Source organism: Aeromonas sp. MR7 (assembly GCF_963899385.1).
Lineage (GTDB): Bacteria > Pseudomonadota > Gammaproteobacteria > Enterobacterales > Aeromonadaceae > Aeromonas > Aeromonas bestiarum.
Genome location: NZ_CAWQXH010000006.1, coordinates 45,512 through 66,970 on the forward strand (window position 1 = coordinate 45,512; position 21,459 = coordinate 66,970).

21 protein-coding genes are annotated in these 21,459 nt (G+C 57.7%); 11 read left to right on the forward strand and 10 right to left on the reverse strand.

What is annotated here, in order from left to right; genetic code table 11:
- The first annotated feature begins 161 nt into the window (after positions 1-161).
- The 3 genes from AACW87_RS03445 (at position 162) to AACW87_RS03455 (ending at position 2,737) form a co-directional block, all read left to right on the forward strand.
- Positions 162-782, forward strand: coding sequence for a hypothetical protein (locus tag AACW87_RS03445; RefSeq protein ID WP_241326573.1), 621 nt, complete (start codon positions 162-164; stop codon positions 780-782).
- Between the two features lie 627 nt (positions 783-1,409).
- Entirely contained in the window at positions 1,410-2,060 is a 651-nt protein-coding gene (locus AACW87_RS03450; RefSeq protein ID WP_241326574.1) for a hypothetical protein, read from the forward strand.
- 197 nt (positions 2,061-2,257) lie between these two features.
- Complete coding sequence (locus tag AACW87_RS03455; RefSeq protein ID WP_241326575.1) at positions 2,258-2,737, forward strand: GNAT family N-acetyltransferase; 480 nt, start codon at positions 2,258-2,260, stop codon at positions 2,735-2,737.
- A gap of 233 nt (positions 2,738-2,970) precedes the next feature.
- On the opposite strand, the gene AACW87_RS03460 is transcribed toward AACW87_RS03455, so the two are convergent.
- Positions 2,971-3,381: a VOC family protein gene (locus AACW87_RS03460; RefSeq protein WP_241326576.1), complete on the reverse strand. Its 411-nt coding sequence runs from the start codon at positions 3,379-3,381 to the stop codon at positions 2,971-2,973.
- 57 nt (positions 3,382-3,438) lie between these two features.
- On the opposite strand from AACW87_RS03460, the gene AACW87_RS03465 reads away from it, so the two are divergent.
- The 3 genes from AACW87_RS03465 to AACW87_RS03475 all read left to right on the forward strand — a co-directional run bounded on the left by AACW87_RS03465 (position 3,439) and on the right by AACW87_RS03475 (position 6,143).
- Positions 3,439-4,362, forward strand: a complete 924-nt coding sequence (locus AACW87_RS03465) for a helix-turn-helix transcriptional regulator (RefSeq protein ID WP_241326577.1) — start codon at positions 3,439-3,441, stop codon at positions 4,360-4,362.
- Between the two features lie 202 nt (positions 4,363-4,564).
- A complete protein-coding gene (locus AACW87_RS03470) occupies positions 4,565-5,566 on the forward strand; it encodes a sensor domain-containing diguanylate cyclase (RefSeq protein WP_241326578.1) in 1,002 nt (333 codons plus the stop codon).
- A 157-nt stretch (positions 5,567-5,723) separates the two neighbouring features.
- Positions 5,724-6,143 carry a hypothetical protein gene (locus AACW87_RS03475; protein ID WP_043141437.1) on the forward strand — a complete coding sequence of 140 codons (420 nt, stop codon included), beginning with the start codon at positions 5,724-5,726 and terminating at the stop codon, positions 6,141-6,143.
- Between the two features lie 62 nt (positions 6,144-6,205).
- Here AACW87_RS03475 and AACW87_RS03480 read toward each other — a convergent pair whose 3' ends face one another.
- From AACW87_RS03480 to AACW87_RS03490, 3 genes are all read right to left on the reverse strand, one after another.
- Positions 6,206-8,200 carry a methyl-accepting chemotaxis protein gene (locus tag AACW87_RS03480; RefSeq protein WP_241326579.1) on the reverse strand — a complete coding sequence of 665 codons (1,995 nt, stop codon included), beginning with the start codon at positions 8,198-8,200 and terminating at the stop codon, positions 6,206-6,208.
- Between the two features lie 223 nt (positions 8,201-8,423).
- Positions 8,424-8,774 carry a hypothetical protein gene (locus AACW87_RS03485; protein ID WP_241326580.1) on the reverse strand — a complete coding sequence of 117 codons (351 nt, stop codon included), beginning with the start codon at positions 8,772-8,774 and terminating at the stop codon, positions 8,424-8,426.
- 371 nt (positions 8,775-9,145) lie between these two features.
- Positions 9,146-9,472: a hypothetical protein gene (locus AACW87_RS03490; protein ID WP_445206843.1), complete on the reverse strand. Its 327-nt coding sequence runs from the start codon at positions 9,470-9,472 to the stop codon at positions 9,146-9,148.
- Between the two features lie 451 nt (positions 9,473-9,923).
- Here AACW87_RS03490 and AACW87_RS03495 point away from each other — a divergent pair, with 451 nt between their 5' ends.
- The 3 genes from AACW87_RS03495 to AACW87_RS03505 all read left to right on the forward strand — a co-directional run bounded on the left by AACW87_RS03495 (position 9,924) and on the right by AACW87_RS03505 (position 13,632).
- Positions 9,924-10,646 carry a response regulator gene (locus tag AACW87_RS03495; RefSeq protein WP_042873218.1) on the forward strand — a complete coding sequence of 241 codons (723 nt, stop codon included), beginning with the start codon at positions 9,924-9,926 and terminating at the stop codon, positions 10,644-10,646.
- 10 nt (positions 10,647-10,656) lie between these two features.
- Positions 10,657-12,042, forward strand: coding sequence for an ATP-binding protein (locus AACW87_RS03500; RefSeq protein WP_043141529.1), 1,386 nt, complete (start codon positions 10,657-10,659; stop codon positions 12,040-12,042).
- Positions 12,043-12,216: 174 nt separating this feature from the next.
- Positions 12,217-13,632, forward strand: a complete 1,416-nt coding sequence (locus AACW87_RS03505) for a transporter substrate-binding domain-containing diguanylate cyclase (RefSeq protein ID WP_241326582.1) — start codon at positions 12,217-12,219, stop codon at positions 13,630-13,632.
- 30 nt (positions 13,633-13,662) lie between these two features.
- On the opposite strand, the gene AACW87_RS03510 is transcribed toward AACW87_RS03505, so the two are convergent.
- The 4 genes from AACW87_RS03510 to AACW87_RS03525 form a co-directional block, all read right to left on the reverse strand.
- Complete coding sequence (locus AACW87_RS03510) at positions 13,663-15,609, reverse strand: ligand-gated channel protein (protein WP_241326594.1); 1,947 nt, start codon at positions 15,607-15,609, stop codon at positions 13,663-13,665.
- Positions 15,610-16,014: 405 nt separating this feature from the next.
- Positions 16,015-16,227: a transcription antiterminator/RNA stability regulator CspE gene (gene cspE, locus AACW87_RS03515; protein ID WP_005316548.1), complete on the reverse strand. Its 213-nt coding sequence runs from the start codon at positions 16,225-16,227 to the stop codon at positions 16,015-16,017.
- Between the two features lie 507 nt (positions 16,228-16,734).
- Entirely contained in the window at positions 16,735-17,019 is a 285-nt protein-coding gene (locus AACW87_RS03520; protein WP_011899186.1) for a DUF3811 domain-containing protein, read from the reverse strand.
- Between the two features lie 170 nt (positions 17,020-17,189).
- On the reverse strand, positions 17,190-18,068 hold the full coding sequence (locus AACW87_RS03525) for a cation diffusion facilitator family transporter (RefSeq protein WP_043556073.1): 879 nt from the start codon (positions 18,066-18,068) through the stop codon (positions 17,190-17,192).
- 453 nt (positions 18,069-18,521) lie between these two features.
- Between AACW87_RS03525 and AACW87_RS03530 the strand changes: the two genes are divergently transcribed.
- Positions 18,522-18,644 (forward strand): hypothetical protein, encoded by a 123-nt coding sequence (locus AACW87_RS03530; RefSeq protein WP_098981751.1) that lies wholly within the window; start codon positions 18,522-18,524, stop codon positions 18,642-18,644.
- A 75-nt stretch (positions 18,645-18,719) separates the two neighbouring features.
- Here the strand turns inward: AACW87_RS03530 and AACW87_RS03535 are convergent, their stop codons facing one another.
- Positions 18,720-19,478, reverse strand: a complete 759-nt coding sequence (locus tag AACW87_RS03535; protein WP_241280877.1) for a substrate-binding periplasmic protein — start codon at positions 19,476-19,478, stop codon at positions 18,720-18,722.
- 167 nt (positions 19,479-19,645) lie between these two features.
- A complete protein-coding gene (locus AACW87_RS03540; protein WP_241326583.1) occupies positions 19,646-20,224 on the reverse strand; it encodes a single-stranded DNA-binding protein in 579 nt (192 codons plus the stop codon).
- Between the two features lie 531 nt (positions 20,225-20,755).
- Between AACW87_RS03540 and AACW87_RS03545 the strand changes: the two genes are divergently transcribed.
- A complete protein-coding gene (locus AACW87_RS03545; RefSeq protein ID WP_241326584.1) occupies positions 20,756-21,415 on the forward strand; it encodes a LuxR C-terminal-related transcriptional regulator in 660 nt (219 codons plus the stop codon).
- Positions 21,416-21,459: the final 44 nt, after the last annotated feature.

The following is a 21,459-nucleotide window of genomic DNA, read 5'->3' on the forward strand; positions in this document are numbered from 1 at the left end:
CCATTTATTGGTATGTAAATCATGAAGGGTAGATTCTAAGTCTTTGATAAGGAAGGTGTTTCTGTAATATCTTGGTTGTCAGAAGGCTATGGCTGATTTCACAGATTTCCGTAGCTTCTTCTACTTAGTACCCCAACACGAGCGCAATATAGGAAGTTAACATGACGAACAAACAAGCTGATCCGTCTTTAGAAGCGCAATCTAGTACTAGTTTGTCAGCTTTCAAATTAGATCCATCCACGTTATTAAATTTAACAAAAGTTCAGAAGACTAAAAAAAAGAGCAAAGCTCATCGGAATGCCATGAAGATGAGAGAAAAAATGTGGCCTGACCTTGATGAGGACACCTTATGGCAGCGGAATTTGCATGATGGTTACTCATCCATTCCTAGAACTATGTCGATAATGATGAATATCATTGATGATTTAGCAAAAAGGCATACAGGGAAATCAGTCCCAGCTGGTAAGACGTATTTTGGTCTGTGGTGCAGGGTTTGGGATGAAAATATGTTGATCATTGAGAATGAAGCTAGTTATGCCGTAGAAGCAGGATACCTAGGTGAAAGAAATGTCAGCACTTGGCGTAAGCATATGAAAACATTGCATGAGCTTGGCTTTATTGATGTAAAAGGAGGTGCGTATGGACCATACAACTTTATTCTTTTGTTAAATCCATATTTAATTATGAAAAAATTGGAAAATAAAATATCCCCTCAATCTTTCAGTCTGCTTTTGCAAAGAGCAATTGAGATTGGGGCAGATAAAGACCTTACAGATAAATAGAGAGGCGATTATGAAAGAAAATTACAGACTGATTTTTTTACTGGCAATTGAAATTGTTCGTTTGATTCGACTTGTATTTAGCATGTTTAGATATTTTTAATCCGTGAACATGAATGTAGCCGAATGTTCTTTACTGACTATTTTATTTAAGATGTTGGGCTTCTCAGGCTCAGCACCAACCTGCCGATTGTGTAGGTTGTGGCTGGGCGTAGCGAAGCCCAACGTTTACCGCGAAATATCATTCTTCCTCCCCTCATCCCCAGCCCTTCTCCCGCAAGAGGAGAAGGGAGATTGGGCTTCTTTTGATATATTTCGCATCACTGCTTTATCTGGCATTTGTAGGTTCGATTAGCGAAGCGTAATCGGACGATCGTGTAATTGGTCAATCTGGTAATCGAATATCAGACAATTCAATATCGCATCATAGAGATATGTGCAATCCGCCACTCCCGAACCTCGCCCGATTGCCAACGCCATATCCCCGATGCGGCATGATCCCCTCTCCCTCTGGGAGAGGGCAGGGTGAGGGCGAGTAGGGTGCAAAGAACAAAGTGAATTGCACCGCCCATATTTATCTTGCAAAATGGTGGGATACTTTTCGTTTTTAATGATAAATCAGGCAGTAAAATGACAGTTCATAGTTTTAAAAGCGAACGGCGCAAGGAAAGGTTGCTTGGTGTTGGTGTTATATTGTTATCTGTTCTATGGCTGGCAAATATATTATTTCAATGGTTTTTGTCAGATAATACAGTGATTGCTGACTCGGTTCCAGAGTTGCTCACCTATATTACTATAAGTGCACTATTTGGATTGGTCTGTGCGATATTTACTGCTTTTCGATGTCCCGGGCGCGACGCATTAAAACATATCACAAAAGCCTTTGGCTATTGTTCTTTTATGATGTTTATATCGTCATGGAGTGGCTATGATATGTATGTCTATTTTTATCCAGATAAAGTGCTCAGTTATGATACGAAATATAAAGTAGTTCACCCCGGACCATCCAAAGGTAAAAGCGGGCGTTGTGAAGCAGGCTTAAAGATAAAAGATAAGCATACTGGGCATTGGTTTAATATTTGTTACAGTAATAATAAGCTTGGAAAGGAACGGATTCGGGATTATGGTGAGGTATGGGTGAAAACTCGGGTTAATGAGGCTGGGTCATACTTGGAGAGCTACAAGGTATATCCAGAAAAATCTTATTTTTCTATCCCCTCACCGCCAACCGCTCTCCAGCAAGTAAATAAAGGGATAATCTCGTTCCCGCGCCCAGATTAAGCTCCTCTAATTGAACCTGTGTGGCTGGCGATCATATTTCCGATGCTGCTGTATCCCCTCTCCCTGAGGGAGAGGGCAGGGTGAGGGTGGGTAGGGTGCAAAGAACGAAGTGAATTGCACCGCTGCTATTTATCTGCCAAAAGGTGTAATGCGCTTCGCTTATTACATCCTACTTACACACGACAGGATCTTATTGCTTGCGACTTGAATTTAACACCATCGATCTGGATCGGGATTACGAGCTCTGTGTGCAGGCGCGCAGGGATGCCTATTTTTGCAGCGTTCATACCCATGACGGCTTTGCCGACTTTATCGGTGGTTATCGGGAGCGGATCCGCGAAAGGCTGGGGCAAGCGCAATGGCATTACCTCCATGTCTGGGTGGGTGAACAACTGGTGGGCCAGCTGGAATTTCGCAGCTTTTCCGATGAACCCGAGACCGGCTATGTGCAGCTGATTTATCTGTTCCCCGACTATCGTGGCCGCGGTCTGGCCGCGCAGTTGCAGGCCTATATTCGCCAGCAGTTGCTGGGGGCTGGTTGTAAATGGGCGATCCTCTCCGTGAGCCGCACCAATGTGCGGGCGCTGAACCATTACCGGCGTTCGGGCTGGACATTTTTGCGTTCCAATCCAAAACACGAAGAGACGGATTTTTATCGACTTGAACTGGCAAAATAATCTCGTATGTTGGGCTTCGCAGGCTCAGCACCAACCTACCGATTGTGTAGGTTGTGGTTGAGCGAAGCGAAGCCCAACGTTTACCACGTAATCTCTTTTTTTCGCCCCCTCATCCCCAACCTTTCTCCTCCTTTTTAATAAACGGGAGAAGGGGGCAATGCCGTTACCGCTGTCCGATTACGCTTTGCTAATCGAACTTACAAGAGGGCCAGGGTGAGGGGCCAACCAAGGGGCTAAACAGTCAGCTCCAGCCGGTTGCCTTCGGGATCCAGGAAGGTGCTTTCGTAATAGCCGTCGCCGGTCCAGCGGGGGCCGTCCAGGTATTTGACCTCGGCGCCCTTGAGCAGCTTGAGGCGGGTTGTCATCTTGTCCACCGCCTCCGCGCTGCCGAGGGAGAAGGCAAGATGGGCCAGCCCCTGCAGCGGGTATGGTTGTGGGGAGTGCGGGCCGAGATCTGCCGGGAGCAGAGTGGGGATGTGCATCAGCTCCAGGCTGGCGCCCCCCTCGAAGCGCACGAAGTAGGACGAGAACTGCTTGGTCGGGTTGTGGTAGCGCTCATTGGCCTGCCCGCCAAACAGGGTGCAGTAGAATGCCTTGAGTGCCTCCAGATCCTGCGCCCAGATGGCGACGTGATGTATGTGCATGGCTGGTCTCCTGTGACTTGATACCGACCATGCTATGCTGGGCCTTGAATGTTCGACATGGCTGAGCCCGTCCTGATGATGTCTGAAACTGCCAATCCTGAAGTCATTGAAGTCTCCCCCGACTGCCGCGAACAGATCTGCTGTGACAGCCTGTTGCCCGCTCTTGCCCAAGAGCGGGTGTGGCTGGCTGGCCATTCCCGCCTGCGCAGCCACTACCGGATCGAGCGCCGCCTGGCGGACGTGCACTGTTTTCTGCTGACCCTGGGGGGCGAGGGGGAGGTGCTGATCGGCGATCGTCTAGAGCGACTCAAGATTGGGGAGTGGGCCCTGATCCCGGCGGGGGAACCGCTCTGCTATCAATTGCCTGAGCCGCAGTTGCCAGACAGATGGTCGTCAGCGCCGGGCGGCGACTGGGAGCTGGTATGGCTGCTGCTGCACAAGGACTCCCCCTGGGATGCCTTCGCCAGCCACCCCAGGCTGGGTTGTACCTCCCAGCAGGCCAGTTTGCTGCACACCCTGGAGAACCTCTATGCGGAGCAGGAGCGCCACCAGGACCCGCTGCTCAGCGCCCTGCTGGTAGAACAGCTCGGTTTTTATCTGCGCCGCCTGCTGCAAAAGGGGGAGGGGCAGAGTCGCGGCGAGCGGCTGGCGCTGCGTCTCGAGCTGATGCTCAAAGAATCCCTGGCCGAGTGCTGGGACATAGGGCGGATGGCCGACGCCCTGCACCTCTCGCAGCGCCAGCTCTATCGCCTTTGCCAGCAGCACTTCGCGCTGGCTCCCATGGCCTTGCTGCAACGGCTGCGGTTGCAGCGGGCGGCTCTGCTGCTGGCCAGTCGCGGCGAGCCGGTGAAGCAGCTGGCCCAGCTGTGCGGCTTCAAGAACGAGTACCACTTCTCCACCGCCTTCAAACGCCAGCATGGCCTGGCTCCCAGCCATTATCGCAGCCTGCATCATCCCGGATTTAAAACCGGACAAGGGTGAGATCCTGAGCCACACTGGTTGCTACTGTTGTTGTTCATACGAACCCGATAGCGGCCGATAACCCTGTTAACCAGAGGTGGATCGTGCGCCGGCAGGCAGATATTGGGTTGCGCTTCATGGCTGTCGTCTCTTCGTTGTCGTTTTCCACTCATCAGGTTTGAATCCCCCGCCTCGGCGGGGCTAGAGGGCAAGGATGGTCTCTATGCTGCAAGACAGTGACACGATCAGGATCTCGGACGTCAGCGAAGCCGTGGTGCACGGCATTCTGGAGGTGGTGAGTGACGGGATCTGGGACTGGAACGCCAACACGGGTTTCGTCTATCGCAACCCCGGCTGGTATCAGATGCTGGGCTACGAGCCACACTCCCTTGGCAACAACGTCTTCACCTGGGAGAGCGTGATTCACCCGGATGACATGGATCGGGTGATGGCCTGCTTCGATGCCTATCTGAGCGGCACGGCCGCCGACTACCGGGTCGAGTATCGCTGCCGCAGCCGGGATGGCCTCTTCATCTGGATTGAGGATTGTGGCCGCATCATAGCCCGCAACCCGGATGGCTCTGTGGCCCGCATGATAGGCGCCCATCGCAATATCCATGCCCAGAAGCTGTTGTATGAGCAACTGGAATCGCGCAACCAGTCGCTGGAGCAACAGATCGCCGAACGTACCGCCGAGCTGGTGCGGCTCAACGGAGTGTTGCAGCAGAAGGCGGAGGAGAACCGCCAGCTGGCGGAGACGGATGCCTTGACCGGGGCCGCCAGCCGCTATCGGCTGGAGCGGGTCATCAAGCAGGAGTGCGGGCGCTCCAGGCGCTTTCATCAGTCCTTCTCCGTCATCGCCATGGATGTAGATGACTTCAAGCAGATCAATGACAACTACGGTCACAGCGCCGGGGATCAGACTCTGGTCAACATAGTGGCGCTGGTGCGGACGCACATTCGTGAGATTGACCTCATAGCGCGCTGGGGCGGCGACGAGTTCATGGTGGTGCTGCCCAATACCGGTCTGGCCGATGGCAGGCTGGTTGCCGACAAGCTGCGAGAGCTGATCGTGCAGTCGCGGGTCTGTGAACAGCTCGACATCACCCTGAGTTTCGGGCTGGCCGAATACCTGCCGGACGAGCCCATGAGCCAGCTGATGGTGCGGGTGGATAGGGCGCTCTATCAGGCCAAGCTGGCGGGCAAGAACCAGATCTGCGAATAGTCGGATCCGCGGCGGCCATCGGGCTGCCCCCGGCCTGCCAGCTGTCGGATTTTTCTCTTTTCCCCCCCGAATGCGTATTGACCGATCGATTGCCTTGACTCCGCCTGAGGTCACTGGTCTGATGCGCGCTCTTTAATCCCCCATGAGACATGAATCGATGAAAAAGCGCATCCTGATTGCCCTGACTGCACTGCCCCTGTTCGCCCACGCCGGCCTGATGGATTCCCTGACCGATACAGTGACCAGCAGCGTTACCAGCAGTGCCAAAGAGATGGCCGGTACCGCCATGGACAGCGCCTCCAACGAAGCGATCAAGAAGGCACTGGACATCAAGGAAGGCGGCTCCAACAAGCAGGCTATCAAGGACAAGCTGGGCGCTCCGGCCAGCACCAAGACCGAAGCCGGTCTGGAAGTGTGGACCTATGACCTGAGCGCCCTGAACAAGGTATCTCCCATGCTGGCAGAGACCTCCAAGACCCTGTTCAAGGATGCCGAAGCCGCTCAGAAGAGCGTCGTCATCAAGTTTGAAGGCGAAACCGTCAAGACCCTGAACCTGGCCGACAAAGCCAAGGCCTGAGTCTGAACGACGTGCATGAAAAAGGGGCCCTCGGGCCCCTTTTTGCTGGCTGGCATTCCTCATCACACCTTGAAGCGGCGCACCAGCGCCAGCAGCTGGCGATTGGAGCTGAGCAGTGACTCCGCGCTCTGCTCCGTGTTGCGGCCATTCTCCACCAGCAGGTTGAGCATGTCGCGAATGCTCACCATGTTGCGGTTGATCTCTTCGGTTACCCGGCTCTGCTCCTCGGCGGCGGTGGCGATCTGGCTGCTGAGATCGTGGATCTGCACCACAGAATCGGCCATGTTGTCGAGCCCTCCCGTCACCTGGCCCGTGGTATCTGCCGCCGCCTGACAGCTGTGCTTGGTCTGCTCCATGGCGACCACGGCTTCGGCCACCCCCTGAGTGAGGCGCGACAGCATGCTGCCCACCTCGGCCGTGCTCTTCTGGGTGCGGGCCGCCAGGGCACGTACCTCGTCCGCCACCACGGCGAAACCACGGCCCTGTTCACCGGCCCGCGCCGCCTCGATGGCGGCATTGAGCGCCAGCAGGTTGGTCTGGGCGGCTATGCCACCTATCACCCCGAGTACGCTGCCGATCTGCTTGGCATCTTCCTGCATCTCCAGCACCTTGGCGGCGGCGAAATCTACCTCGTCGATCAGCGCCACCACGCTGGCGGAGGCCGATCCCACCACCTTGCGGGAGTTGGCTGCCTGGCCGTTGGCTGTCTCGGTGAAGCTCGCCGAGTCGCTGGCGTGTTGTGCCACGCTGTCGGCGGTGGAGCTGAGCTCGGTGAGGGCCGTGACCACCTGATCCGTCTCGGCGGCGTGCTCGCTCAGGATCCGCCGCGCCTGACCCGTCTGTTGATCGAGCTGTGCCAGTTCGCGGGTGATGAGGTCGGTGGCATCTGTCACCTGCACCATCATCTGCTGCAGATAGGCGATGAAGCGGTTCACCGACAGGGCGATATGATCCAGCTCGTCGTGGCCCTTCACCTGGATGCGGGCGGTCAGGTCCGCATCGCCGGCGGAGAGGGCGTCGATATTCTGCTTGAGGGTCTGCAGCCGGCTGCCGAGCTGGGTGATGGCCAGCAGCATCAGCACGAACAGCAGTCCGACCAGGGGCAGCTGGATCGCGGCCAATGTGGTGAGCACGTCCTGGCTGTCCTGGGTCAGGGTGCTGGTCGGCAGGGCCGTGGCCAGCAACCAGGGGGTGCCCTCTATGGCTTGCAGCAGCAGGGTCTGCTCTTCTCCCTGATCCTGGAAGCTGGTACGCAGTAGCCCCTTGCCCTGGCTCTGGCCGAGCAGGCTGGCGATGGCGCTGGCGAAGGGGTAATCGGTGTGGGCGGAGAGGTTGCCGAGCACAACGTCACCGCTCAGGCGAGCATTTCGGCTCAGGATCTTGCCGTCAGCCTCGACGATCATCACCTGACCGCCGATCTCCTGCTCCTTCCTGGCCACCAGGTCGTTGAAGAAGCCCAGGGTCACATCTATGGTCGACACCCCGAACAGGGCACCATTGCGGTAGATCCCCATGGCGCAGTTGGTTCTTGGCTGCTGACTGGCGCCATCCTTGTAGGCGGCGGCCCAGACGCACATGCCCTGGGGCGCCTGCTGCCCCGCCTTGTGCCAGGGTTGCTCGAAGTAGTTGGGGGCCTCGGCCGAGTTCCAGTAGGTGTTGGGGATCAGCTTGTTGGCCGCATCCCTGTGGTAGAAGGTGCTGAACTTGGCGCGGCCCGCTTCCCGCTGATCCGGCAGTGGCCAGATGCCGCCGCCAAACACCATGGCATTGCCATATTGATCGATCAGCGCCGGCAGCAGGGCATCGATTTGCTCGCTCGGCAGCTGGGCGACCAGCTGGGTGATGCTGCGGGACTGGCTCTGCACCCCGTTGAGCTGATCGCGGATGTCGGTCGCTATCTCGCTGACCCGCAGCGCCACATTCTGCTCACCGGCCTTCTGCAGCGCCGGCTTGATCCAGATCTGGATGCCGATCACCGTCAGGGCACACACCAGCGCCATGAATCCCACGAAGACGGCTGTATATCGTCCCTTGATTGTTCCCAGACTCCACCCCATAACGACTCCTGTCTATTGTTGGCACTGTCTTGCATGGCCTTGTTATTTGAGTCGCCATTATTAGCTATTTCGAACATAAAACGTTTGTTATCGCTCACAGAACCCGGAGCAGAGGCGAAGGGAAATGAGGGATGGCCGGGGGATCGCAGAGGGCGAGCGGCCGAGCGGGAGGGAGAAATGAAAAAGGGTGGCCGAGGCCACCCTGTTGCAGGTCGAGATGCGTTTACTGGTGCGCTTCGGCGAACTGCTTCATCGCCTCGGCGTGCTTGGTCATGCCGTCGGCACGCAGCGTCAGGTTTTTCACAAACTCGGCCTTCTTGGCCGGGTCTTCGATCTTGTCGTAGCGCTGTTGCAGGTTGGTCTGGATCTGCTGCGGGGTCATGTTCTGCATGCGGGCCATCTTGTCATGGCGGCTACCGTGGTGCTTGCCGCCCATCATGCCGCCGCCATCCATGGGGCAATCGGTCATCACGCCGGCCTGGGTAGTGGCGACGGCTTCGCTGGCGGCATAGGCGCCAAGCGGCAGGCCAAGGATCAGGGTGGCGGTCAGCAGGGTTTTGGTCAGGGTTTTCATGGTCTATCTCCTTGCGGATTGAGTTCGGATTCGGCTTGCTCGCCTTGACCCTAAGTAAACACCAGGCTGGTGTCTGAACTTTGCCAGTTGAAGCCTATTTTGTAGCAGAGTGTGACACTGTGAGGCGGTATGGTGGGTGAACGAAAACCGGGTCTGTCATGGCGTGCGCCAGCCATCGAGCATAGGCCTGCCACCCTGAAAAGCCAGCGCCAATCCGCCTGGCAAAATATGCTTCGGCCAGGGAACGCAATAGCGTCAGAAGGGGGCGGAAAAGAAAATACCCCGCCTGACAGCGTCTCCGGCGGGGTATTTCATGTCACCGGTCAGGCAACATGGTTATCGTGAGAAAACCACAGCGTGAATAGCTCGGCTCAGCGCTGGCGGCCGCTGCCAACGCTGTAAGGCATGCGATAGCTGTCGCTCTCACCGTCCAGGCTGAGGGTGAGATTGCCCTGGGCTCTCATCGGCAGTCGTACCTGCTGCATCCCTTTCAGCTCGGCGGGTACCCGCTTGAGAACGTCGCCGGAGGCGTTGCGGATCATCAGGGTCGGGTGGGCGTTACTGCTGCTGGCGTCATCGTGCCAGTTGACGAACAGCAGGCCGGGGGCGACGCTGACGTCGGCCGGAATGGCTGCTTGTGCCATGCCGATCTGGGCCAGTCCGGCCAGTGCAAACAGGGTCAGGGTTTTTTTCATCATCATTGTCTCCTTGGTATGGCTCGCCGAAGGATGCCGGCGTTGTGTGTCATGGTGCCAGGCACTGCCCGAACAATCGGGCGCTGCCTGGCATCATGGGGAAGGGAAGTGTGTCTCGCCGGGCGGGCAGGGGCCGGCCTCATCGTCATCCGGAGGGGAAGCTTGCGTCAGGCTGCTGGTTTGTGCGGGCTGATGCGGTTTGGTCGCCGCTCTGGCAAGGGCCTCGCTGGCGGCATAAGCCAGCATGAAGGGCGTGGTAAGGGCGAGCATGGCCTGTCTCCTGCAATGGACGAGTTTGGTGTGTACCCAGTAAACCCTCGCCTTGTGTCTCAACTTTGCCGAGTGACCGCTTTTTTGTAGCAGAGTGTGGCATCTTGCTGATCTGGCACACTTTGACACAAACCGTCCGGCAGATTTTCGTATACTCGTGCCAGCTCTAACAGGAGAGGCCCTCATGAACCAAAGCAGCACCCACATTCTGGTCGTCGACGATCACGGCGAGATCCGCGATCTGCTGAAACGCTTTCTGGAGCAGCATGGCCTGCGGGTCAGCTGTGCCCGGGATGGCAAGGAGATGAAGCGGTTGCTGGAGGAGCGGGAGTTCGATCTGCTGGTGCTGGATCTGATGATGCCGGGAGAGGATGGCCTGACCCTGTGCCGTGAGCTGAGGGCCAAATCCAGCCTGCCCATCATAATGCTCACCGCCATGGGGGAGGAGACGGACCGCATCATAGGGCTGGAGATGGGCGCCGATGACTATCTCGCCAAGCCGTTCAATCCGCGCGAGCTGCTGGCACGCATCAAGGCGGTGATGCGCCGCACCCAGGTCGAGCCGCAACCCGCCCCCGAGACCCTGACCCGGGATCTGCGTTTCGATCGCTGGCTGCTCGACATCAATCGCCGCGAACTGGTGGATGAGGAAGGGGTGGGGCTGAGCCTCTCCACCGCCGAATTCGACCTGCTGCGGGTGTTTCTGGAGCGCCCCCAGCGGGTGCTGAGCCGGGATCAACTGCTGGATCTGGCCCGGGGCCGCGAGGCGGTGGCCTTCGATCGGGCCATAGATACTCTGGTGAGCCGGTTGCGGCGCAAGCTGGAGCGGGATCCCAAGAATCCCGAGCTCATCAAGACCATCTGGGGCGGCGGTTATCTGTTCGCCGCCGACGTGACCCAGGTGTGACGCCGTGGTCATGATCAAGCGACTCTGTTCCCGACTGTGGCCCAAGGGGCTGACCGGCCAGATCATACTGGTGGCGCTGGCCGGGCTGGTGCTGATCCAGCTGCTCAGCATCCAGATCTACCGCTCGGATCGGGAGGAGGCGCTCGGCTATGTCAACAGCCGCAACGCCATGCAGCGCATCGTATCTGTGGCGCGGTTGCTGGCCCTCTCCCCGCCTTCGCTCTATGACGAGATCCTCAAGGCGAGTCGCAGCGAAACCCTGCTGCTGCGGCTCGCCGACGAGCCGCTGCAACCGGACAACCGCAGCCCCCGCTTCGAGCAGCAGGTGCGTTCCCGGCTCGGTTATCCGCCATCGCTGATGGTGGAGATCAGTGCCGAGCTGAAGCAGGACGCCCAGCGCAGTCGCGCCTGGCAGCACCACACCCGCATGATGAAGGACCGCAAGGGGATGCCGCCACCGCAGGACATGCGGCTCTATGGTTCCATCCAGTTGCCGCGCGGTGGCTGGTTGCAGTTCAGCTCCCTGGTGGACAAGGAGTCGGCAAGCTGGTCCTGGCAGACCACCTTCAACCTGATGCTGGTGGCGAGTCTGGTGATAGGCCTGATGATCTGGCTGTTCCGGCGGGCCACCCAGCCGCTCAAGCAGCTGGCCGCCAATGCGGATCGGCTGGGGCGCGGCGAAGACATAGAGCCGCTGCGGGAGGCGGGGCCGACCGAGATCCGCGAGTCGATCCAGGCGTTCAACCGCATGCATACCCGCCTCGATCGCTTCGTGCAGGACAGAACCCGGATGCTGGCGGCCATCTCCCACGACCTGCGCACCCCCATCACCAGTTTGCGGCTGCGCACCGAGTTTCTGGACGAGGGGGAGGACAAGGAGCGGATCCAGCAGACCTTGCAACAGATGGAGCAGATGCTGGCGGCCACCCTGAGCTTCGCCCGGGAGGAGGGGCAGCAGGAGGCGACCCGGGAGCTGGATCTGGTCAGCCTGCTGGAGAGCCTGTGCGATGACTACGCCGACACCGGCCAGCCGGTTACCTGCATGGTCGAGGGCAAGCAGGTCTATGCCTGCCGCGCCAACACCCTGCGCCGCGTGCTGCAAAACCTCATCGGCAACGCCATCAAGTACGCCGGCAGCGCCGAGGTATCGCTGGAGCGTACCGACAGCGAGCTGCTGATCCGGGTCTGTGACGAGGGACCCGGCATAGATCCGGCGCGGTTGGAGGATGTGTTCAAGCCGTTCGTGCGGCTCGATGAGGCCCGCAACACCGAATCCGGCAGCGTGGGGCTGGGACTCTCCATCGCCCGCACCCTGGTGCACCAGCACGGTGGCGAGCTGACCCTGCACAACCGCGCGCAGGGCGGGCTGGAGGCCAGGATCAGCCTGCCGCTGTGAGCCTCGTGACATCTGTCTGGGGAGGGCGCCGACCAGGCGCCCTCCCCATGTTTATCTTGCAGTTATCTGACTGAAATCACGCCAATTTCATACTCGGTCATGCTTGTTCTTCTATGCTGAAGATGGCGATAATCAATGGCCGCATAGACGGCCAATAGCAAGGTTGGTGCAGGAATGGCGGTCTCTTCTAGTTCTGGATGGCGGGTGCGCAGTGGATGCTGCCTCCTGCTCTGTCTGCTGTGGCTGCCCGCCTGGGCGACGCCAGCCCCCACACCCTTGATCGTGACCAACTCCAAGGCCTGGCAGCCCTTCTCCTACATCAATGAGGAGGGGCAGCCGGATGGCCTGCTGATCGATCTCTGGCGCGAATACAGTCGTGTCACCGGTCGCCCGGTCCAGTTCAAACTGGTGGACTGGCAGACCTCGCTGGACCTGGTGCGTACCGGCAAGGCCGATGTCCATGGCGGCCTGCTCTGGTCACCGGAGCGCAATCCGCTCTATGACTATGGCCAGGGGCTCTCCCGTCTCGATGCCCAGCTGTTCTTTGCCAACTCCCTGCGCGGTTCGGATGTGAACTACTACCTGCTGCACGAGAGTGTGGGTGTGGTGGCGGGAGGGTATGAGGAGTACTACGCCCGCAAGCACTTCCCCACCACCCACCTGCAAACCTTCAGCGACAACGATGCCATGCTGCGCGCCGCCTTCAGCGGTGAACTGGATGCCTTCATCGCCGATCTGCAGGTGGCGAACTTCTATATCTACACCTCGGCGGATCCCAGCCGCTTCATCCCGGTGCGCCACCTCTACAGCGACGAGATACGCTTTGCGGTCACCAAGGGCAATCAGGCCCTGTTGCAGGAGCTGGAGCTGGGGTTTTCCCGCCTGGGTGTGGCGGATCGGGAGCGGATCATCCGCAAGTGGATGCATATCGAGACAGTCTATCCACTCCACCTCTGGCCCTGGTTGCTGGCGCTGGGAGGCATGGTGCTGCTGGTCTACATAGTGCAATTGCGACGGGCGGTGGTGGGCCGTACCGCCGAGCTGATCCAGGCCAATGCGCGGCTTGAGCGCCTCGCCGGTACAGATTCCATGACGGGGATCCTGAACCGGCGCGCCTTTCTGCCCGAGTTTGAGCAGCGGCTGGCCAGCGGACAGGCCTCGGCCCTGCTGTTGTTCGACATAGATCGCTTCAAGGGGATCAACGATCACTTCGGTCACGGGGTCGGTGACGAGGTGCTCTCGGCGCTGGTCGAACGGGTGCGGCTGGTGTTGCCGGACGGGGCGCTGTTTGCCCGTATCGGGGGGGAGGAGTTCTGCATCAGCCTGCCGATGGCGGATATGGCTGCGCTGCAGGGTTGGGCCAGCCGGATAGGTCGGGAAGTGAGTCTGCGCAAGTTGCAGACCAATGCCGGTGAGCTGGGGCTCTCCATCAGTACCGGGGCCGTCTGGGTGCCGGATGGCGTCAGAGCCGATGGCAGACGGGTGTTGTTGCAGGCGGACAGGTTGATGTATGGCGCCAAGTCGCTGGGACGCAATACCTGGCAAGCGGCCTGTTATGCCGAGGAGAAGGATAATGCGGCAGAAGAGTAGGCCGCCGCCCCTGGGGGCGGCGGCTCATCATCAGAAGTTGTAGGTCATCCCCAGGTTGTAGCGACGACCGTCCAGCACGGTACCGAAGCTGGTGTAATCCACCGTCTTGTCGAACAGGTTGTAGATGCCGGCGGTCACGTTCAGGTTCTTGTTGGCCTTGTAGACCAGACCCGTGTCGAAGAAGGTGTAAGAAGGCGTGCCCTCTGCCATCTTGACCCGGCTCAGGTAATCGGAGGTCTTGCTGCGGAAGTTGACCCTGGACCAGAGGCTGACCTCTTCTGTGGTCTGCCAGTCGACCGTGGTGTTGAACATGTGGCGCGGCATCTGGTTCAGTGCCTTGCCTTCCATCGGGCCGCTCTTCTGCTCGGACTGGGTGAAGGTGTAGCTGGAGGCCAGCGACCAATCTTCATTGATGGTCCAGTTGGCCGTCCCTTCCACCCCGCGCATGTTCGCCTTGTCGACGTTGATGCGGTCGCTGATGAAGTCATAGGTGTGACCGTTCAGGGTGCAGGAGGGGTCGCTCTTGCTGGTGCAACGGCGGATCTCGGAGATCTTGTCCTCGAAGTCGGTGTTGAACAGGGTCAGCCCCGTGCTCAGCCCTTCCTGATCATCCCACAACAGGGCGATTTCCTGGCTCACGCTGGTTTCCGGCTTGAGTTCCGGGCTGCCGACCAGCATGCCGTCCTGGGTGCCGCCCCCCGTGGCCTGGCCCCAGTTGGCGGCCGACATGCGCAGATCCGGTGAACGGTAGCCGGTGGAGACGCCCCCTTTCAAGGTCCAGAACTCGGCCGGATGCCAGACCCCGTACAGACGCGGGCTCCAGTGGGTACCGTAGTTCTGATCCCTGTCCATGCGCACGCCGCCGGTCAGGGCGAAGGTGTCGGTCAGTGCCCACTCGTCTTCCACGAACATGGCCCAGCTCCAGCGGGTCAGCTGATTGGCGCGGTTGGCCACGTTGAGCTGGTTGCCCTGATCCTGCAGATCCTCGTAGCGGTACTGGCCACCCACGCTCAGGTAGTGATCCCCGAGCTCAAACTGGGTATGGGTATCGGCTATGGTGTTGATCAGCTTCATCTGGCGGCCGGGGTTGGTGTTCTCTTCCCGCTGCAGATAGCTGGTGGAGGAGCCAAAGTCATAGCGGCCGTCGTGGGTGATGGCGTAGTTGGTGCGCTCGTAAGTGCTCAGGCTGGGTTTGGACTTGGCCGAGAGAGATTCACCCGGTGTGCGATCACGATCCTGCAGGCCGCGGCTGGCCTCGAAGTCGAAGCGGTTGTGCTCGTCCGGGGTCAGGCTGAACACGGCCGTACCGCTGCGCATCTCCTGCTCGGCGAACCCGTTCTGGAACTGATCCTCACCGCGATGGGAGAGTTGGCCGTTCAGGCGCACCCCCAGCAACCCGTCTACCAGAGCGCCGGCCGTGTAAGCGTTGGTCTGGAAGATGTCGCCGGAGTCTTTGTTCTCCTGGAAGGTGGAGTCGGCATGCAGCGACCCCTGCCAGGCTGTCATGCTGGCGGTCTTGCGGGTGATGACGTTGATGACGCCGCCCATGGCATCCGAGCCGTAACGGGAGGACATGGGGCCGCGTACCACCTCGATCCGTTCGATGGCTTGCAACGGTGGCAACCAGCCCTGCTCTATGCCGGGGCCATCGCTGTTGGGGCGGGTGCCACGGCTGTCGACCCGCTTGCCATCCACCAGCATCAGTGTGTATTTGGAGCCCATGCCACGAATGCTGATGTCACTGCTGCTGCCACCCCCGGTGATCACCACGCCCGGTACGTCTTTCAGGGCATCGGTCACGTCGCGATAGGCGCGTTTTTCCAATTGCTCGCGGGTCACCACCGAGATGGAGGCGGCGGTATCCTCGATCTTCTGCTGGAAGCCGGAGGCGGTCACGACCATGACCTCCTGTTCGGCGGCATAGGCGTGAGAGGCGAGGGCGGCGAGAATGAGCGTGGTCAGCTTGTTGCGGTGCATTTTTATCATGTTGGCCTGAACTCTTTTAGTAAGAAGATGCATTCATCCTTTGGGTGAATCTATGGGGTGGTTTCACCGCATCCCGCGTGAAACCCGGACCGGGCAGGTTCAATTGGATAATCCTCCCGTTTGTCGGCAGGCATTGTAATGATCATGGAATGATGTGTAAACGATAATTAATCTCATTAAGGTTGTGCTGTCATGCTAGCGCCAACCAGGAGATGCAGGAGGGATACCGGAAGAGAAGGGGTGAGGCAGAATGGCTAAACAGAGGGAAAAAGAGTCTGGGGGGAGGGAAAATGCTGAATCGCAGGCAACAAAAAACCCGCCTTGGCGGGTTTTTTTAATTCTTGCAGAAGGTCTTCTCAGCAGGCGTTAGCGAGCGTGAAGGCTTTCTTGCTTGAATTACAGACCAACTACGTTGGCAGCAGCCGGGCCTTTCTGGCCTTGCTCGATGGTGAACTCAACGCGCTGACCTTCGTCCAGGGTTTTGAAGCTGGTGGACTGGATAGCGGAGAAGTGTACGAACACGTCTTTGCTGCCGTCAGCCGGGGAGATGAAGCCAAAACCTTTCTCAGCGTTGAAGAACTTAACGGTACCAGTCATTTTGTTAGACATAATAATTTCCTAAAATAGTGTTTTAAGTGCCAAAATTTGGCAATCTATGATTTTTCGTCAGCAATACGTATGGGGAGCACTAAAGAAGGAGAATTATTTAATAAGAACTATCGTAGATAACTCTTATACTAATCACTGCTTTACTAAAATGACTGCCTAACATAATCAGGTCTGAACTACCGAACCATCGAGAGAGATTAAAACATGCTCTCTTCGTTAAAGCAAACTTTATCTCCATATTAATTTCTGGTTATCGACCTGCTACCAACTTCATATTGTCACATGAGCCACGGCGTTCACTGGCGAGATTGAGCGCTGACGCCTGCTATGCTGACGCCTGCTATGATTGGCGCTGAGCTTTTTGGGACTGTTTTCTGGCTGGCGTAGAGGCGTTCCTGATCAAGAGCGGTATAGAAGAGCTCTTCCTTGGTTGCCGCAGGGCCTTAATGGCAAACGCCCACCCACACCGGTCTGGTGTGGGTGGGCGCTCATCAACACGGCGCTAACTCAGCGCTTGCTGCGAAACTTGTTGCTGACGGAGTCGATCCAGCTGAAGGTTTCTGGCAAGACCTGATTTCTGGCCCGCTCTTTGGCCTTCTCCCGAGCCAGTTTGGAGGCCACCTTGGCCGCCTCTGCACGATCTGCCACGATTTTAAGCCGGCCTTCCTCACGGATCCTGTTACGTTCTGCGTTGGTCAGCTGATGGTCAGCATTGGCCTGGGCTTTTTGGAGCAACAGGGTTATCTCGGCCTTTTCGGCCTCGGTGAGGTCTTTCATTTCCAACTTTTTCACGGCGCGCTCCTGGCGGCTGGGGGATGGGATACCCTAACACATTTTCGCCGACTATTTCTTACGCAATGCGCTCTATGGCCATAAAAGTGCGGGTTCCACGCTTTTTTCCGTTATTTATCTGCCAGTTCACTACAGATTTCTCGCATTTTCCGGTTTACACCGCACGTCTCTCAACCGTGGCCGCTCGGTTCGACATGGATCAGCACTATGGCATGGGGCAGGTGGCGCATTATGCCCTGCTCTATCCGGTCACAGATGGCATGGGAGTGCTCTATGCTCATCTCCTTGGGCAGGGTCAGGTGGAAATCTATGTGACGACGGCGTCCGGCCTGACGGCTGCGCAGGGCGTGAAAACCCCCATGCTCGGGGCAGCACTGCTCGATCACCTGAGTGGTGATGGCCAGCTCCTCCTCGTTCATGCTGTGATCCAGCAGGGGCTGAAAGGCCTGATTAAGCATGGTGATGGCTTCCCGGAGAATGAAGATCGCCACGCAGATGGCCACTATGGGGTCGAGCAGATAGAGGTTGTAGCCCAGCCCGTCGGCGATCCAGATACCGAGCAGGCCGACTGCGACCCCGAGAGAGGTCAGTACGTCGGCCTTGAGGTGCAGGGCATCGGCGGCCAGAGCGACAGATTCCTCTTCTTTCGCTACCCGGTAGAGATAGGTGGAGACACCGCTGTTGACCAGTGCCGAGATCAGCATGACCAGCACGCCAAAGCCCACGCTTTCGATCGGCGTTGGTGTGATCAACTTGCCGATGGCTTCGAAGATGATCCAGCCCGCGGCCAGCAGGATCAGCAGGGCCTCTATGACGCCGGAGACGTTTTCGATCTTGTCATGGCCATAGGGGTGGCGTTGATCGGGTGGAATATCCGACCGACGTACCGCAAACAGGGCGATGAGGGCTGCAACCAGGTCCATTGCCGAGTGGATGGCTTCGGAAATAATACTGACGGAACCACTCAGGATCCCGGCAAATATCTTCATGATAATCAGTGTGATATTGGAGCAAACCGAGACCAAGGCCGCTCTGGTTTTTCTGGTCATGGGATATCCTTATTCTCGATATAATATTTTCGCAAATAGGGTTGGATAATATCAGCTTGAAAATAAAACGGCTGCGGCAGGTTGTAACGTTTTGTTTCTGGCGAGAGTGAGAATGCTTATCTAAATTATCTCTTCTCATTTAATTAATAGTTGTCTTCTGCTTTTGGTGATTTATTTCAGTTGGTAATTAAATAAGTCGAAGGGGCCAGATTTTATAAGGAATATTCAGGTTTTCTGGCCGTTCATGCCCTCGCCCGTCGTGCCTCGAGATCGCCGAAACCCGGCCCAGAATGAAGCCTGACTGATGAGGGTGGATTCTTGCGCAAGATTGGGGGTATGCTGAAGTGAGTGCGATCAACAGGTCGTCACTGAAAGCGTACTGAAGTCTACGATTCGGATGGCATGCTGGAACCTGGGTTCCAACTGTCTGGGTAACATTTTTGGAGTTTGATGATGAGTAACAAAGAACATCACAACGGCAAAGATGCCAAGAAAAAGCCGCAGTTGTCACTGAAAGAGAAGCGCGAAGCCAAACGTCAGAAAGCAGATCTGAAAAACGGCAGCGCGATCAAGTAACGCTCCTCCACGCTGTAGTTCCTCCGGAGCCAGTATCAAGCCAGCCTGTCACAGGCTGGCTTTTATGTTTCTGGCTCAAGGCGTGGCGCCATAGGTCTCGAAGATCTTCTGATACCGGCCATCGGCCCGCATGGCGTTCAACTGGCGATCAAACCAGCGCTGTTGAACCGCCTGGCGAAAGGCAAAGTGATACTGGGTCGGGGCAAACAGGTCATATTGTCTGACCCGGCCGGGTGCGTAGAGCTCGGCGCCATACTTGCTGTCGGCCAGTTGCGCCAGATAGTAGTAAAACACTCGCTGTTCCAGAACCACGGCATCCACCCGTCCCAGCATCAATCTGTGAACCTGCCCCTGCTGCTTGGCGACCTCCTCATAACGGGGATTCTGATCGGCCATGCTGGCGAAGGCGCCTCCCAGCACCTGACGTGCCCGCTGGAAGGCGCTGACTCGCAGCGTTTTCATGTCATCCAGGGTGCTGATATGGGTCTTGCTGAGGGTGAATACCCGGTTATGGAAGGCGATCACCGGCTGTGACAGGAAAACATCGCCCAGCATGCCGGGTTTGACGTTGATGATGGCATCCAGCTTGCCGGACTCCAGCATCCGGAAGGTACGTTCCAGCGGCAGATATTCAAAACTGGGCTCATAGCCACTGTTACGAAAGGCCTCTCTCAGCAGATCGAGCTCGATCCCGCGGCCCTCTTCCTCTATCACATAAGGGGGAATGGCGAAGCTGACGCCCACCCGCAGCGGCTCGGCTGCCGCGAGCAAGGGCGCCGCCAGGGTGGCGGTCAGGCAAACGGCGTGCAGTAGTATGCGATACAAAAACCCCATGTGTTCTCTCTGGCAAACTGGTCGCCCTGATCATAAGCCCAAGGCATCTCATGCGGGGAAAATACCCGGCAAGTCCGCGCAGGAACAGTACTGCATGGCGAGCCTGCGTCAATAACGGACAAAAAAAGGCCCTGAATGAACAGGGCCTTCTGGCAATGCGTTGCCGATCAGAACGGGATGTCGTCGTCGAAATCCATCGGCGGCTCGTTATATACCGGCGGTGCAGACTGGGGCTGCTGGGCCGGACGGCCGTATCCACCTTGCTGCGGCTGCATGTTTTGCTGCGGCGCGGCGGCAGGACGAGCCTGGTTCATTGGCTGCTGGGCGGCTTGTTGTGGCTGACCCCAGTTGCCTTGGGGCTGACCGCCCATGCTCTGACCTGCGCCACCTTGCGGACGGCCACCCAGCATCTGCATCACGCCGCTGAAGCTGTCTACCAGCACTTCGGTGGTGTAGCGCTCCTGGCCGCTCTGATCCTGCCATTTGCGGGTCTGCAGCTTGCCTTCGACATAGACCTGGGAGCCCTTCTTCAGGTACTCGCCAGCCACTTCGGCCAGCTTGCCCATGAACACCACGCGGTGCCACTCGGTACGCTCTTTCTGCTCGCCGGTCTGCTTGTCGCGCCAGGTTTCAGAGGTGGCCAGGGTGATGTTGGTCACGGCACCGCCACTCGGCATGTAGCGCACTTCCGGGTCTTGTCCCAGGTTACCGATCAGAATGACTTTATTGATGCCTCGACTGGCCATAATCTCTCTTCCACCCTTATATACCGGCCAGGCCATATGCCCGGACCAATTCAACATATCGTTTGTTTTCTGTCAGATAGGCAGCATCGCTGGACGATACCGTCACTCAAGTGATGACTGCACCCGGTTCAGTCGGCCTGCTGGCCAAAGCCCCGCTTTCAGATTTTGCCCGCAATAGTAACAGTTGGCGCGAACGAGCGCACATCTTCCTGCCCGTTCAGCCTTCACCCAGGGCCTGGACCGAAGGATTAACTTACACGAGGCAGACCTTGGCCAGCAAGCGAGCAGGAACGGCAGGGTGTCTGTGCCCATGGCGCGATCGCTGCAGGAATGCGGGTTTGCCGCGATGTGACACCCTTTGTCAGCCGTGGCGCCAGCATTCCACCCAAATGGGGGGGTATGGCTAGTCATTTGTATTGATTGGGAAATTGGTGAGTTTCAAAGGAGGCACACTTGTGTCTAATACTTTTTTAATGCTGCGCCGATCGAGGGGCTTGGTACTCTCTGCTGCCAAAAAAAACCATGGCCTGAATGTTCAAGGACGTGCTCTTCATGACCACCCCATATCCCATCGTACTGGTTACCGAAAATAATGTGCAGGCGGTCAGTTTTCAGAGCTATCTGACCGAGCAGCTGGCGCTCCCCATACTGCTGGTGAGCATACTGGAAACCCTGCCGCAGCAGGATGAACTCGAGTCGCATCCCTTGTTTCTGGTCGATCTGGATTATCTCAAGTCGAGCCAGCAGTCGGGTTGGCCGCGGGAGATCTCCAGCCGCTTCGGTGAGGCCAACACAGTGTTGCTCAACGCCCCGACCAGCACGGATCGGGAGTTGCTGCTGATGTGGCCCCACACCAGCGGACTCTTCTTTCGTCAGGATCCGCTGGATCGGCTGGTGCTCGGCATTCGCAAGGTGCTGCAGGGGGAGTACTGGATCCCGCGCCACCTGCTGTGCGATCTGGTCAACTACTACCGCAAGGGAGGGGAGCATCACCTGCGCAACCAGACGCTGCTGACCGTGCGTGAACAGGAGATCATCCGTTATCTGATGACGGGGGCCTCCAATACCGAGATTGCCGACAGCCTGTTCGTGAGCGAGCACACCATCAAGTCCCACCTCTACAACGTGTTCAAGAAGTTGAACGTAAAGAACCGGTTGCAGGCGGTGAGCTGGGCCAAGGAGTATCTCTGAAATCGATGGGGATGATGGATAAAACCTGTCTATTCATCCAGTAG

Coding starts and splice junctions, on each gene's coding strand:
- AACW87_RS03445 (WP_241326573.1), top strand. CDS start 162: ATGACGAACAAACAAGCTGATCCGTCTTTAGAAGCGCAATCTAGTACT.
- AACW87_RS03450 (WP_241326574.1), top strand. CDS start 1,410: ATGACAGTTCATAGTTTTAAAAGCGAACGGCGCAAGGAAAGGTTGCTT.
- AACW87_RS03460 (WP_241326576.1), bottom strand. CDS start 3,381: ATGCACATACATCACGTCGCCATCTGGGCGCAGGATCTGGAGGCACTC.
- AACW87_RS03465 (WP_241326577.1), top strand. CDS start 3,439: ATGGCTGAGCCCGTCCTGATGATGTCTGAAACTGCCAATCCTGAAGTC.
- AACW87_RS03470 (WP_241326578.1), top strand. CDS start 4,565: ATGCTGCAAGACAGTGACACGATCAGGATCTCGGACGTCAGCGAAGCC.
- AACW87_RS03475 (WP_043141437.1), top strand. CDS start 5,724: ATGAAAAAGCGCATCCTGATTGCCCTGACTGCACTGCCCCTGTTCGCC.
- AACW87_RS03480 (WP_241326579.1), bottom strand. CDS start 8,200: ATGGGGTGGAGTCTGGGAACAATCAAGGGACGATATACAGCCGTCTTC.
- AACW87_RS03485 (WP_241326580.1), bottom strand. CDS start 8,774: ATGAAAACCCTGACCAAAACCCTGCTGACCGCCACCCTGATCCTTGGC.
- AACW87_RS03490 (WP_445206843.1), bottom strand. CDS start 9,472: ATGATGAAAAAAACCCTGACCCTGTTTGCACTGGCCGGACTGGCCCAG.
- AACW87_RS03495 (WP_042873218.1), top strand. CDS start 9,924: ATGAACCAAAGCAGCACCCACATTCTGGTCGTCGACGATCACGGCGAG.
- AACW87_RS03500 (WP_043141529.1), top strand. CDS start 10,657: ATGATCAAGCGACTCTGTTCCCGACTGTGGCCCAAGGGGCTGACCGGC.
- AACW87_RS03505 (WP_241326582.1), top strand. CDS start 12,217: ATGGCGGTCTCTTCTAGTTCTGGATGGCGGGTGCGCAGTGGATGCTGC.
- AACW87_RS03510 (WP_241326594.1), bottom strand. CDS start 15,609: ATGCACCGCAACAAGCTGACCACGCTCATTCTCGCCGCCCTCGCCTCT.
- cspE (WP_005316548.1), bottom strand. CDS start 16,227: ATGTCTAACAAAATGACTGGTACCGTTAAGTTCTTCAACGCTGAGAAA.
- AACW87_RS03525 (WP_043556073.1), bottom strand. CDS start 18,068: ATGACCAGAAAAACCAGAGCGGCCTTGGTCTCGGTTTGCTCCAATATC.
- AACW87_RS03530 (WP_098981751.1), top strand. CDS start 18,522: ATGAGTAACAAAGAACATCACAACGGCAAAGATGCCAAGAAAAAGCCG.
- AACW87_RS03535 (WP_241280877.1), bottom strand. CDS start 19,478: ATGGGGTTTTTGTATCGCATACTACTGCACGCCGTTTGCCTGACCGCC.
- AACW87_RS03540 (WP_241326583.1), bottom strand. CDS start 20,224: ATGGCCAGTCGAGGCATCAATAAAGTCATTCTGATCGGTAACCTGGGA.
- AACW87_RS03545 (WP_241326584.1), top strand. CDS start 20,756: ATGTTCAAGGACGTGCTCTTCATGACCACCCCATATCCCATCGTACTG.